General features: G+C 67.0%; 13 protein-coding genes. 7 read left to right on the top strand and 6 right to left on the bottom strand.

All coding sequences use genetic code 11. From position 1 onward, the window contains the following. Window positions 1–335: 335 nt before the first annotated feature. Window positions 336–536, top strand: coding sequence for a hypothetical protein (locus E3O62_RS15315; RefSeq protein ID WP_134393549.1), 201 nt, complete (start codon window positions 336–338; stop codon window positions 534–536). Between the two features lie 15 nt (window positions 537–551). Here E3O62_RS15315 and E3O62_RS15310 read toward each other — a convergent pair whose 3' ends face one another. Beyond that, entirely contained in the window at window positions 552–1,298 is a 747-nt protein-coding gene (locus tag E3O62_RS15310; protein WP_134393548.1) for an endonuclease/exonuclease/phosphatase family protein, read from the bottom strand. 118 nt (window positions 1,299–1,416) lie between these two features. On the opposite strand from E3O62_RS15310, the gene E3O62_RS15305 reads away from it, so the two are divergent. Both E3O62_RS15305 and heR read left to right on the top strand, forming a co-directional pair. Then, complete coding sequence (locus E3O62_RS15305) at window positions 1,417–1,983, top strand: MOSC domain-containing protein (RefSeq protein ID WP_370448386.1); 567 nt, start codon at window positions 1,417–1,419, stop codon at window positions 1,981–1,983. A 66-nt stretch (window positions 1,984–2,049) separates the two neighbouring features. Next, window positions 2,050–2,850, top strand: a complete 801-nt coding sequence (heR, locus tag E3O62_RS15300; RefSeq protein WP_134399072.1) for a heliorhodopsin HeR — start codon at window positions 2,050–2,052, stop codon at window positions 2,848–2,850. 133 nt (window positions 2,851–2,983) lie between these two features. Here heR and E3O62_RS15295 read toward each other — a convergent pair whose 3' ends face one another. Further along, window positions 2,984–3,859, bottom strand: coding sequence for an alpha/beta fold hydrolase (locus tag E3O62_RS15295; protein WP_166786511.1), 876 nt, complete (start codon window positions 3,857–3,859; stop codon window positions 2,984–2,986). A 459-nt stretch (window positions 3,860–4,318) separates the two neighbouring features. Here E3O62_RS15295 and E3O62_RS15290 point away from each other — a divergent pair, with 459 nt between their 5' ends. Further along, entirely contained in the window at window positions 4,319–5,329 is a 1,011-nt protein-coding gene (locus E3O62_RS15290) for a diacylglycerol kinase family protein (protein WP_134399070.1), read from the top strand. A 170-nt stretch (window positions 5,330–5,499) separates the two neighbouring features. On the opposite strand, the gene E3O62_RS16755 is transcribed toward E3O62_RS15290, so the two are convergent. The 3 genes from E3O62_RS16755 to E3O62_RS16705 form a co-directional block, all read right to left on the bottom strand. Continuing rightward, a complete protein-coding gene (locus tag E3O62_RS16755; protein WP_194085922.1) occupies window positions 5,500–7,488 on the bottom strand; it encodes a DUF2207 domain-containing protein in 1,989 nt (662 codons plus the stop codon). Between the two features lie 216 nt (window positions 7,489–7,704). Further along, window positions 7,705–8,610 (bottom strand): hypothetical protein, encoded by a 906-nt coding sequence (locus E3O62_RS17265; protein WP_241973541.1) that lies wholly within the window; start codon window positions 8,608–8,610, stop codon window positions 7,705–7,707. Between the two features lie 153 nt (window positions 8,611–8,763). Then, window positions 8,764–8,907, bottom strand: a complete 144-nt coding sequence (locus E3O62_RS16705; protein ID WP_166784630.1) for a hypothetical protein — start codon at window positions 8,905–8,907, stop codon at window positions 8,764–8,766. A 152-nt stretch (window positions 8,908–9,059) separates the two neighbouring features. Between E3O62_RS16705 and E3O62_RS15275 the strand changes: the two genes are divergently transcribed. After that, the gene (locus E3O62_RS15275) at window positions 9,060–10,445 is read left to right on the top strand and encodes an LLM class flavin-dependent oxidoreductase (RefSeq protein ID WP_134399069.1); all 1,386 of its coding nucleotides are present in this window, start codon (window positions 9,060–9,062) and stop codon (window positions 10,443–10,445) included. 172 nt (window positions 10,446–10,617) lie between these two features. On the opposite strand, the gene E3O62_RS15270 is transcribed toward E3O62_RS15275, so the two are convergent. Beyond that, window positions 10,618–11,031 carry a DUF2256 and DUF3253 domain-containing protein gene (locus E3O62_RS15270; protein ID WP_134393543.1) on the bottom strand — a complete coding sequence of 138 codons (414 nt, stop codon included), beginning with the start codon at window positions 11,029–11,031 and terminating at the stop codon, window positions 10,618–10,620. Between the two features lie 178 nt (window positions 11,032–11,209). Here E3O62_RS15270 and E3O62_RS15265 point away from each other — a divergent pair, with 178 nt between their 5' ends. Next, entirely contained in the window at window positions 11,210–12,037 is an 828-nt protein-coding gene (locus E3O62_RS15265; RefSeq protein ID WP_166784905.1) for an alpha/beta fold hydrolase, read from the top strand. Next, window positions 12,034–12,753 carry a triacylglycerol lipase gene (locus tag E3O62_RS15260; protein ID WP_134399067.1) on the top strand — a complete coding sequence of 240 codons (720 nt, stop codon included), beginning with the start codon at window positions 12,034–12,036 and terminating at the stop codon, window positions 12,751–12,753. The genes E3O62_RS15265 and E3O62_RS15260 overlap by 4 nt, the downstream gene beginning before the upstream one ends. The last annotated feature ends 48 nt before the right edge of the window (window positions 12,754–12,801 follow it).

Below are 12,801 nucleotides of genomic sequence, written 5' to 3'. Positions count from 1 at the left end.
GGGCAACTCTGAAATATCCAACTGAACTCTCAATTCCCCGCCTCAAGTGCGGCCTGTAGTGAAACACGAACTGTCTCACTACAGGCTGACACTCAGGGTAAACCCACTCTGGAAGTTGATTTCACCCAAAATCTCCGTCGAATTGGTTCGACGCCGAACCCGGCGCTCGCCCGTGCTGAACAGCGTCCGCGCGGTGCAGTCAGCTCTGCCAATCCGGGAGCGATGCAATCAACCGATTCGGACTCACTCGTCCTGGGCAGGCGAGGCACGTTATGCGCCCCGCGGGCCTGCTACCGTGAACGCTGTCGAATCCCCGCCCGATTGGAACCACCCGCATGAAGAACTGGTCCTTCACCACCTGCGCCGTCGCCGGGTTCAGTTTCAGTGCTTTCGGGGTGGCCCTGATCATTCTCAACGCCGTGACGGCCAACGCGTTCCTCACCGTCCTGCTCTGGATGGCGGGCGTGGCCCTCCTGATCGGCGGATCCCTGTCGGTGCGTGCCCACCTGCTCTGGACGCGCGGCGACACCCGGTAAACGAGGCCCCGCCCCTTAGATCGCGAATTCGCCGCCCGGAGCGCGTTCGGTCTCGGCGAGGCTGGCCGGCACATTCGTGGCGTTCACCGGCTCGTCGCTGTAGGTGGAGGTGACCAGGATGGGCAGGTGGTCGGAGGTGCCGAGGGGCAGCGTCTCGACACTGTCGATGGTCAGTCCGATGGAGGTTGCCAGGTCGAAATGCCCACGGAAGAACTTGTAGCGCGTGTACGTGCGGGTGTCGCTCAGGGTGAGGTCGTAGCCGGACTGAGTGATGTGGTCGCCGAGGCGCCCCTTGAAGATCGGGTAGTTGTAGTCGCCCACCATCAGGGTCGGCAGGCCCGGCCCGAGCACGTGCAGTTCTTCGTGCGCGGTGCGGATCTGGTTGCGCCGCAGGGAGTTGAGCGCGGTGAGCGGCGCGGCGTGGAACGAAGCGACGACGATTTCGCGGTGGGCGACGAGGTCGGTCAGTCGGGTGCCGATCAGGCGCTCATGCGCGGGGGTCAGCACGCGGTCGTGCAGTGACTTCTTGAGCGCAAAGGTCTGGGTGTGCTCGTTGGTGAACCGGTCCTTGCGATAGTAGATCGCCAGGCCGAGTCGGTTGCGCACAGTGGAGTCGGCGAGGTGCAGGAGACCGATCTCCTCGGGGAGCTCGAGGGTGTCGCATTCCTGCAGGCACAGGACGTCGGGATCGTAGTTCTCGGCCAGGGCGATGAGCTCTCCACTGGCACGATTCTTGCGGAGGTTATAGCTGATGACTTTCACGACTGACCTTTTTCGATTCGACTCGACTCGCTGAACACCCACCCAGCCTACGTTTGCAACGCAGAAATGCTACATCGGCGGGGTGAATTCTCGGCGGCCCTCATGCGAGACTCGGGACATGATGCAGGATGCGGCGGCAACAGTGGCGGCAACAGTGGAGTCGGTCAGCCGAGACGAACGGCACGCGTTCAGCAAGCCGACGGTCCCGGACATCCGTTTGATCGCGGGATTCGGGGTGGAGGGAGACGCTCACGCCGGAGCCACGACGCAGCACCGCTACCTGATCGTGAAGGATCCGACCAGGGCGAACCTTACCCAGGTGCACTTCATGCCCGCCGAGCTCTTCGACGAGCTGCGGGGGGCCGGCTTCGAGGTCTCCCCCGGCGAGCTGGGCGAGAATATCACAACCCGCGGGCTGGATCTGTCCGGCCTTCCGCGGGGTGCCCGGCTGCGACTCGGCACCCACGCGGTCGTGGAGATCACCGGGGTGCGCAACCCCTGCTCACTGATCAACGGGTACCAGAAGGGGCTGATGAAGACGCTGATCGACACGGATGATGCCGGTCTGGTGATCCGCAAGGCGGGGATCATGGGAATCGTCGTCACCGGGGGAAGCGTCGCTCCCGGGGACCCGATTCGGGTGCGGCTGCCGGCCGGAAAACACCTGCCGCTCGGCGTGGTCTGACGCGGGGGGAACGGCACTCGGCGACCCTGCTAGTCTCGGCCTCACCTGACCTGTGAAGGAATCCCGATGGCACGCAAAAACGACACCCCCGATCAGAAAATTTCCCGCCTCCGCGTCTACAACATCGTGGCCGGCTCACTGCACCTCGTGCAGGCCCTGGGCTTCGCGTACGTGCTCACCCTGCTCAGCACTCAGGTCACCTTTGCCGTCACCGCCGACTATCTGTCGGGTCCTCCCGGCGTGCCGCTGCCGCCCGAGCGGGTGACCCTGTTCGACGTCAACGTGGGCATCGGCGTCGTCTCGTTCCTGGCGCTCTCGGCCTTCTTCCATTTCCTGATCTCGTCGCCGAAATTCTTCCCCCGCTACGCGGCGGGGCTCAAAGCCAACCGAAACTACTTCCGCTGGGTCGAATACTCCCTGAGCTCCTCAATCATGATCTGGCTGATCGCCCAGATCACCGGTATCACCGACATCGCGGCCCTGTTCTCGATCTTCGCCGCCAACGCCGCCATGATCATGTTCGGGGCACTGCAGGAGAAGTACGAGACACCCGGCAACGGCAAGTTCCTGCCCTTCATCTTCGGGTCGATGGTGGGCGTGGTGCCGTGGGTCGTCATCCTGATCTACTTCATCGCCCCCGGCTCGAACACCGAGGCCGCACCGCCGGCCTTCGTCTATGGCATCATCGTTTCCCTCTTCCTGTTCTTCAACACGTTCGCCGTCAACCAGGTGCTGCAGTACCGTCAGGTCGGCGGCTGGCACGACTACCTCCGCGGCGAGCGCGCCTACATCACGTTGAGCCTGGTCGCCAAGACCGCGCTGGCCTGGCAGGTGTTCTCTGGCGCGATCATCCCCGCACTCACCTAGGGCAGTCGTCCAGCCGACCAGCTCGGGCCTGAGCTCGTGCCGGATACGGCGGGAGCACCACCCCCGTGCCTCGATGCTGGTCCGCAGCCCCATCTCGTAATCGTCCCGGGCGAAGCCCGCGACAGCCGTCGTCTCACCGAGGTTCCGGATCGGCAACGACCCGGCGAGGTGACGGCCACAGTGTCGACGGACGAGTGCCCGCAGGGCGCGCACTCGGGGAGGGGGCGCCCGGAGCACGGCCGCCCGGGTCGGGGCCGTCGAGGAACTCGAGGATGTCCGGCAGGAGGCGCGGATCTGAGATCGCGGCCATGTGCCCCTTGCCGGGATAGAGGATGAGGCGGGCGTTGGGGATGCGCGCCACCGTCACGCGGAACAGCTCGGGCGTGTAGAAACCGTCCCGGTCGCCACCGATCAGCAGGGTGGGAGCTTCGATCTCGCCGAGCCGGTCGCGCACGTTGAAGGCGTCTTCGGCGCGAATGGTGGTGATCAGGTCGGGGCTGGCATTGCCGAACGTGCGGGGTCCGAGCATCCAGCCCATGCCGGCTGCCAGCCGACCCGGAGGCGTGTTGCCGAGGACACTGAACATCTCCCGGCTGGCCTGCCGCGGGCGCCCGGCAAGAACCTCTTCGGCGACCCGACGATGCACCTTCTTGCCGTTCGACCCCAGGGTGTAGGCCGCGCAGACCACGACGAGACGCTGCACCACATCGGGGTGGTCGGCGGCGAGTTGCAGGGCGATGCTCCCGCCGGTCGACGTGCCGATCACGTCGACCGGCCCCGGAAACTCCAGGCGCAGGGCGTCGGCGTAGTCCCGGGCGATGTCGGCCATGCTGGCGTTCGGGTCGAGGCCCGGGCGCGGGGTCAGCCTGAGCACGCGGTGCCGGACCGCCACCGGAGCCAGCATCCGGGTCACGAGCATGCGCTCGACGCCGACCGTCGGTTCGAAGTTCTGGGTGAGGTCCGGGATGGCCACCAGCGGCGAGCCCGTGCCGAACCTCAAATAGGGCATCCCTCCGAGGAGGGTGCCCGTTCGCCGAGCCATGGTGCGCGCATCGGTGACATTCTGTGTTTGTGTCGCGGGGGGCATTGCATTGACCCTTTCGTTTCGGTGACTGTTCCGGATGCCGTCAGCCGGCTCCGCGGAGAGCGGTGCGGCAGCGATCGGCCCGGCAGCAATCGGCCCTGGCGTGGCCGGCTGCGCAGAACCGTTGGTGACAGTACCCGCGTCCCGGGACCCTCGAAAGCGTCCCGGCAGATTCGGCCGGGGTTCAGGAGAGCCTTCCCATCCTGAAGCAAACGAGAGGAACGTGATTTTCGAGCGAAGTGGTGCCAGCATAAGGAGCGGGTCCACGCCTGGGAAGGCACGCCCGACTGCGGAGTCGCGTGACAAATGGGCAGCGACATCCGTCTAGATGTGTGAGACCCCATTTACGGAAGGCACCCGCTTCCACCATCGAACGGACCCCACATGACGAGCAAGGATCTGCACCACGACGACCTGACCGATGACGTGAGCGCACCCCGGCTCGCCGCTGTCGTCTACAACCCTATAAAGGTTGACGTCGACGAGCTCCGGGATGCCGTCGAGGCCCAGCAATCGGCCGCCGGCTGGCCGGAGACGCTGTGGTTCGAGACGTCGGCGGAGGACCCGGGGCAGGGACCGGCCCGGAAAGCGATCGAGGCCGGAGCCACCATGATCATCGTGGCCGGCGGTGACGGCACCGTGCGCGCCGTCGCCGAAGCCGTACACGGCACGGAGTGCGCACTGGCGCTGCTGCCGTCGGGCACCGGTAACCTGCTCGCCCGCAACCTGCAGCTGCCCCTCGCCGACACCGGGCTGGCCCTGCAAGCCGCGTTCGCCGGCCAGGACAAGGTGATCGACGTGTGCCTGATCGACATCGAGCGGGCCGACCGATCAGTCGACCGGCACGCCTACCTGGTGATGGCCGGGCTCGGCCTCGATGCCAAGATGCTCGCGAACACCGACGACGACCTCAAGGCGAAGGCCGGCTGGCTGGCCTACGTGAAATCCCTGATCGCCGTCGGCAAGGACGGCAGCGAGCTACGGTTCCGGTACCGGCTCAACACGAAGCCCGAGCAGTCGATGCGCGCACACACCATCATGGTCGGCAACTGCGGGTCGCTTCCGGCCAGCATCGAGTTGATTCCCGACGCCGCCCTCGACGACGGACTCTTCGACGTGGTCGTCCTGAAGCCGGAGGGCTTCGGCGGCTGGCTGCAGATTCTGTCGAAGGTGCTGTGGGAGAACGGCGTGCTCAGCCGAACGGCATTGGGCCGCAAACTGCGCACCAATGATGTCGACGCGCTCAACTACGCCACCGGCACGAAGCTCGTGCTGCGGCTCAACCGTCCGGAAGAGATCGAACTCGACGGCGACGGGTTCGGCACCGCCGTGGCCTTCAAGACCTGGGTGGATGCCGGCAGCCTCACCCTGCGCATGCCGAGCGACGCCGCGTAGGCGGCGCGGGGCATCCGTCGCCCTTCCCCGTTCCACTCTGCTCGACGCGCGGGAGGTGCGCCGCTCTGCGGGTGGCCTGCCACCAGCGCAGCGGCGCGGCACCCGCGCCGGCACCACCGGCGACGGATGAGTGACGGCTGCGGGACGGCTGCGGGACGGCTGCACAGCCGTCAACGGCCGCCGCCTCCGCCACCGCCACCGCCACCGCCGGAGAACCCGCCGCCGCCGGAACCGCCGGAGAAACTTCCGCCGCCGCCGGAGTACCCGCCGCCGCTGCTGGAGCTGACGGGAACCGTGGCAGAGGTGAGGACCGAGGCGACCCAACCGTTCATGGCGACGCCGAAGCCGCTCGCGCTGAAGCCTCCCTGCGACACGATCCAGCCCGGCTCCGGCGCCCCGTGCTCGTAGAGCACGACGAGTTCCTTCGCCCAGTCCCGTTCGCCGCCCCAGAGCACCGCGAAGGGGAGCAGCTCCTCGTAGAGCTTGACCAGTTCGACGGTGTCGGGTGCGCCGGCGGCATCCGTCCCCGGGCTCGGCAGCGCCCCCGATGCGACACCCGGCACGGCAGGCGTCGTGCCCCGCAGCGCGCCGTCCGGGCTCTGCAGCATGCGGAAACGCTCCTCCTCGGCGAGCTTCAGATAGACCTTCAGCCCCTTGAGGTAGTCCCGCTGATCGGCCCCGGAATCGGTGAGCTGCACCGTGCCCTGGGCGAGATAGAGGGCCAGGTAGAGGAACAGCGCGGCGATGACGGCGACCGTCATCACCTCGCCGAACTTCGGGGAGCCGTCGATCAGCGCCACCGCCCCGAGGACGGCCAGGGCTGGCAGCAGCACGACGGCCATTCCGATGGCGATCCACCTGCCGCCGCGGCCGGCCACCTTGGCCCGCCAGCCGCGCTCGATGACCGACGCTGTCGCGGCGGGGAGGAACGCGCTCAGTTTGGCGGCGAGCGCGCTGTCGGCGACCCCCAGTTCCCGCGTCGCTCCGATCGTCAGGCGGGGGAACAGCGTCTCCAGCAGCTTTCGCTCCTGAGCGTCCACGCCCTCCACGGTCAGCAGCTGCAGCGTGTAGTCGCCGCCGCCTGCACTGACCGGGTAGTCGAGGATGCGCACCGTGCCGCGCACCGCCAGGCTCACGAGCTGCGCGGCGATAGCCGACTTCGACCGATTCGCAAGGTCCCCCGCCTCCAGCAGGTTGTAACCCTTCGGCACGCTGTACTGGGCGATGATGGTGCCTCGGCCGCGGGCGTCGCGCTGGCCGAGTCGGCGACGGATGAAGGCGAGCACGACCCCGAGGAAGCCGACAGCCGCCACCAGGAACAGCAGCCCGGTCGCCGGTCCTCCCCCACCGTTGTCCGAATCGCTCGCACCGTCGCTGGCCGAGGCCGGCACCGGCACGAAGGTGCCGGGTGCAAAGCCGATGGCCACGGTCAGGTTCTGCCGAGGACCGAGGCCCTGCACGGACGAGGTGAACAGCTGGCCCGTGGATCCGGGCACTGCGGCATCCGTCGTCTGGCTGATCTCGCACCGGGCGCCGTCGTCCTGGGCGCCGGAATAGCAGGCGGTGTCTCCGGTGAGGAACTCGGCGATGCTCGGGTCGACGTGCACACGCGCGGTGACGGAGCCGAACGACTGGTCGAACCCGGTGCCGTTGGTGTCCCAGTAGAGCTCGTCGTCGTCGGTGTCGGCGAACGCGCGCACCACGTTCTGCTGCGTGTAGGTGATCGTGTAGGTCTGCTGGCCGCGCACGAACTCATCGGTGCCGAGCGGCACCTCGGTGACGGAGCCCTGGTCAGAGGTCTCGAAGTTGACGGGGGCTCCGGTGGCGTCGGTGACCGATTCGACGGTGGTGTTCAGCGGCACCCCGTTGTAATCGTTGGGGAGGAGGCGCACCATGCCCCGGTTCTGGTCGAAGTTCGGGAACTGCGCCACGAACGTCTCGACCGTGCGCAGGGTGGAGTGCCCGGCGTCATCACGGGAAAGGTAGTAGTCGGCCTCGAAGGAGGTGAATGTGAAGTCACCGGTGTCTGCCGACGCGGCCAGGGGCATCCCGACGGCCGACATCCCGAGCGCGAGCGCCGCCGCGACCGCGACCGCGAGCGCGGCGATGACCTGCACGAAGCGCCGTAACGGATGTCCGGTCGGTGCGATCTCGTGCATGCTGTCGCTCCCCTGTTTCTGCCGGAGCCGGGCGCCTCGATGCGGCGTCGAACGCGCCGAGCCATGCTGTCCCCACAACATCCGCTCTTCGAAGGCTAGTGCAGCACGGGTTTTTTCGGTGCATGCGAACCGACAGCTGAGAGCCCGGCAACGAGAAAACCGGTCGGCCCCTTCACGAGGGGACGACCGGCCTTGGTGCTGCGGGTAATCAGGGCATCAGTACCAGTTGTTGGCCTGCGAGTGAGACCAGGCGGCGCACGGGGTGCCGTAGGAGGAGGCCTTGATGTAGCCCAGGCCCCAGGCGATCTGCGTGGTCGCGTTGGTGGCCCAGTCGCTGCCGGCCGTCGCCATCTTGTTGCCGGGCAGCGCCTGCGGGATGCCGGTAGCTCCGCCGTTGGAGTTCACGGCGTCGTACTTCCACTCCGATTCCTTCTGCCACAACTGGTTCAGGCAGGAGAACTGGTCGGCACCCCAGCCGTACTGGGATGCGGCCATGGCCTGGGCCGTGGCGCGCGCGGCGGCGGGAGTGTTGCCGCCCGCCACCGACTGGGCGCGGGAGGACTCGGCGGCGGCCTGCGCTTCTGCCTCGGCTGCGGCCGCGGCGGCAGCCTCGGCGGCGACGCGGTCGGCTTCGATCGACGCCGCGGTGACGGCGGCGGTCTCGGCCTTGGTCTGGGCGGTCAGCGAGGTGATCTCGTCGAGAGGGAGGATCTCGTAGCTGGCGAGCGAGCTGGCGACCGCGGCGAGGCTGGAGGCATCCACCTTGTCCTGGGTGGCGGCGATGACCTGGTTGGCCTCGTTCAGGGTGATGGAGGCCGAGTTGTCGACGTGCGCCTTGGCGACCGCGCTGTAGGCGCCGAGCTGTTCACGGTGCAGGCCGGTGCTGTCGGCGAGTGCGGTTGTGGCCGAGACGCGGTCCTGGGTGGCGGAGGCGGACTGACCGGCGAAGCCGGCGCCGACTGCGAGGCCGGTGATGGCGAGCACACTCGTGGCGATGATAGCGATGCGGTGCGGGCGTTTGATCGTGCCGGGACCGGTGGTGCCGTTGCTGCTGGGAATGCTGTTGCTTCGCTTATTTTGGGCAGCGAATCGGATGCGGATTTCTTCGGGTGTTTCGGGCATGTATGTGCGCTTGACTTCCGTGTTACGCAAGCCCGCACGCATGAGCGCGCCGGCTCACTGAGCCTCGCGCCTGCACTTTCGGGGGATGGCGCAGGCAAGATTTCCTATCCTGCCTCATGTTTCTGTACAAACGCTCATTTTAACCTGCGAGGGTCATGGGTAGCCGGGGATTGACACGGGATTCGGCAGGCCGTGCACCTCGATCAGGCGTGCCGCAGCCACCGACCGTCGGATAAAGAAAGCTGCGGGCATCGCGAACAGGTTGCTGAGGGCGATCGGGAGCACGAGGTTGAACATTCAGCGCCAACCGAGCACGCTGAGAATTGCGCCCGAAGTGCTGGAGCCGATGCAGGGGCGACCGAGAAGACGATCAGCCCGTAGCTCCCGTGTGTTACGCCAAATGGCGAGTGCTGTGGCGCCGTCAACGACCGCGCCACAGGATGGGTGGCATGCCCAGACAAATTCGCTTCAACGCTTTTGACATGAACTGCGTCGCCCACCAGTCCTCAGGAATGTGGCGGCATCCGCTTGACCAGTCCTGGCGATACAAGGACCTCTCCTATTGGACCGACCTGGCCAGGCTGCTCGAGCGAGGCACTTTCGATGGCATTTTCATCGCCGATGTGCTCGGAACGTACGACGTCTATGGCGGTTCGAACGAGGCAGCGATCCGGCACGGGGCCCAGGTTCCCGTGAACGACCCGATTCTGCTCGTCTCCGCCATGGCGGCGGTGACCGAGAACCTCGGGTTCGGCGTGACCGCGGGTACAGCGTACGAGCATCCGTACCCGTTCGCACGACGGATGTCGACACTCGACCATTTGACGAAGGGTCGCGTCGGCTGGAACGTCGTCACCGGTTATCTGCCGAGCGCCGCCCGCAACATGGGGCATGAAGACCAATTGGAGCATGACGACCGCTACGACGTCGCCGACGAGTATCTCGAGGTGCTGTACAAGTTGTGGGAGGGCTCGTGGGAAGACGATGCCGTCATCCGCGACCGGGAGACCGGGGTGTTCACCGATCCGAGCAAGGTGCATGAGATCGGGCATTACGGCAAGAACTTCACCGTGCCGGGGATCCACCTGTCCGAGCCGTCGTTGCAGCGCACGCCGGTGATCTACCAGGCCGGGGCATCGCCGCGCGGCATCGCCTTCGCCGCCGGCAACGCCGAGGCGATCTTCGTGGCCGCTTCGACCAAGTCCGGCCTCACCGCGACCGTGAGCAAGATCCGGGATGCGCTCGAGCAGGCCGGTCGAGACCGGTACTCCGCGAAGATCTACACGCTGCTGACAATCATCACCGACGAGACCAGCGAGAAGGCGCACGCAAAACATCAGGACTACCTCTCCTACGCGAGCGAAGAAGGCGCCCTGGTGTTCATGTCGGGCTGGATGGGCGTCGATCTCTCCCGGTATGACCTCGACGAGCCGATCGGCAACGTGAAGAGCAACGCGATCCAGTCGGCGGTGGCAAATTTTCAGGCGGCGAATGATGACGGCTCCGAGTGGACCGTGCGTGACATCGCGAAGCTCGGCGCAATCGGCGGCCTGGGGCCGTTCATCGTCGGCTCACCGGAAGAGGTTGCCGATCACCTGCAGGAGTGGGTCGCCGATACCGATGTTGACGGATTCAACCTCGCCTACGCGATCACACCCGGAACGTTCGAAGACGTGGTCGAGTTCGTGATTCCGGAGCTGCGTCGTCGCGGGGCCTACCCGGAGGAGTACGTCGAGGGCACTCTACGCAACAAGTTGCACGGGCGCGGCGACCGTCTGCCCGAGGAGCACCACGGAGCCGATTATCGGCTCGGGGTGAACCAATCCGTTAGGTGACGAGCGGCGACCGCGCGGTGGCGGCGAACAGGTCAGTTGCCGCTGCCGACCCTCATCGCATAACTCCTGCAATACGGTGAGACTTCCCGCATGATCCGCGTGATTACGCGGGTGGACAAATCGGCAGGCAGAATTTGCAGGAGTTATGCTCGCCCCGCGCGGGTCACCGCGCCTATGCCCGCACCCGCCGCAACCGGATCGGACCCTTCGCCGTCGACGGATCGACCACGGCCCCGCCCTGCGTGATCTGCAGGTCGCCGCGGGCGACCATACGGCGTGCGGCGCGTCGGGCCGGCTCCATGAGGTCGTTCCAGCTCTCACCGCCGACCACTTTCGCCGCCTCGGACGGGCAGATCGTGGCATCCGTCGCCCGCGCACTGAGCAGTGTGGTGATGCTCTCTTCCAGCTTGAGGTCGGTCGCCGTGACCCCGTGTGCGCGGCACGCGCTCGAGCAGTACTTCACCGAATCCCAGTTGTCGGCCCACTTCGCGCGCCACTCGATGCGCCGCCCACACGAGGCGCACGTCTTGTCCGCCCGGTCGCGGGCGGGGTCAGAATCGGCGGGTTTTCGTTGACGGTGGGCCATGCCTTCTATCCTGCGGGATGGCGCGGGTCGTCGAGAGCCGCCGATCGGCGCCGCAGGCGTGACGAATCCGGCCCGCATTCGTCTTATCAGTGACGGATGTCTCAGCCCCCGTGAGCGCCCAGGCCACCCGACACTGCCGGAGGCTAGGATTTTGGCACCTGAACCCGAAGGAAACCCTGTGACGAGCACCGACCGAGTGCGTGTCGAACGACGGCGCGCGGCCGCTGTTCCTGCCCGTGGCCGCAGCATCGAGGTGGAGGGGCATCAATTCACCGTGCACTCCCTGAAAAGCACCTCGCCGTCGCCGGACGCGCCGACCTACCTGCTGGTCCACGGCATCGGGGCGTCGCACCGCTACTACCGCCGGGTGCAGCGGAGCCTGGCCGCCACCGGGCACACCCATTCGCTCGATCTGCCCGGATTCGGCGGCACCCGCCGGCCCGTTCGGCCGCTTGCTGTCGAAGAATACGGTGCCCTGCTCGGCCGGCTACTGGATCGACTCGAGGTGCCGCGGGCGGTCCTGGTCGGCCATTCGATGGGCGCCCAATTCGTCACCGAGGTGGCCCGGCAACGCCCCGATGCCGTCTCCCACCTGGTTCTGATCGGCCCTGTCACCGATCCCCGCCGGTCGACAGCCGTGCAACAGGCCCTGGGCCTGACCCGGGATGTGACCAAGGAGTCGCCGTCGGGCAATCTGATCGTGTTCCGTGACTACCTCGAGTGCGGCCCGCGCTGGTTCTCCACCGAGCTCGTCCCCATGCTCGGCTACCGCACCGACCTGGCCCTTGGCGAGGTGCGCTCCCCCGTCCTCGTGATCCGCGGCACCAACGACCCCGTCTCCGGCAGCACCTGGTGCGCAGCACTGGCCGCCGCCGCGCCGGACGGGCATGTGTTCGAGGTTGCGGGGCACCGCCACCTGGTGCACCACAGTGCCGCCGTGCAAACCGCCGCCATCATCGAGGGGCACGCCCTCCGGCTTCCGTCGGTCGCGCACCCGGCACAATGATTCGCCGCCTCCTGAACCCCCGTCTGCTCAGTCGCCATCTGCGCGAGGCCTGGTGGTGGCTGCTCGACTACGTCTATGCGGCGACCGGCCAGACCCGTGCGTTCCTCTCCCGCGCCCGGCCCACGGACTTCCGCTCCGGCGCCAAAGCCCCGATCGTGATCATCCCGGGGGTGTACGAATCCTGGCAGTTCATGCGACCGTTGATTGAAATTCTGCATGGCCACGGGCATCCGGTGCACGTGGTGGCGAAGCTCGGCCGCAACCGGCGGTCTCTGGCGGATGCCGCAGCGACCGTGGCCGCCTACCTCAAGCGGGAGAGCCTGAACGGCGTCGTCATCGTGGCGCACAGCAAGGGCGGCCTGATCGGCAAACTGCTCATGACGGCGGATGACCCGGGCCGCCGGGTGAGCGGAATGACCGCGATCAGTTCACCCTTCGGCGGTTCCCGCTATGCGCGCTACTGGGTCGTGCCAAGCATCCGTGCCTTCGCTCCCGCCAACATGGCCCTGCACGACCTCGGCCTGGACCACCGGGTCAACAACCGCATCACGTCTATCTACGGGGTGTTCGACCCGCATGTCCCCGAGGGCAGTGAACTCGTCGGCGCCCGCAACATCCAGCTCCGGGTCGGTGGGCACTTCCGCATCCTCGGCGACCCGGCGGCCGTGCGGGCCGTGCTCGACGCGGTGACGCATGCCGCGGAGTCGGCAGTCTGACTCCGGATCGCAGATCGACCTTCGGTCACGCGGGCAAGGCGCTTGGCC

Origin of the sequence: Cryobacterium sp. TMT2-15-1, assembly GCF_004402345.1 — a bacterium.
GTDB classification, from domain to species: domain Bacteria; phylum Actinomycetota; class Actinomycetes; order Actinomycetales; family Microbacteriaceae; genus Cryobacterium; species Cryobacterium sandaracinum.
This window is presented reverse-complemented; position numbering and strand designations above follow the sequence as displayed.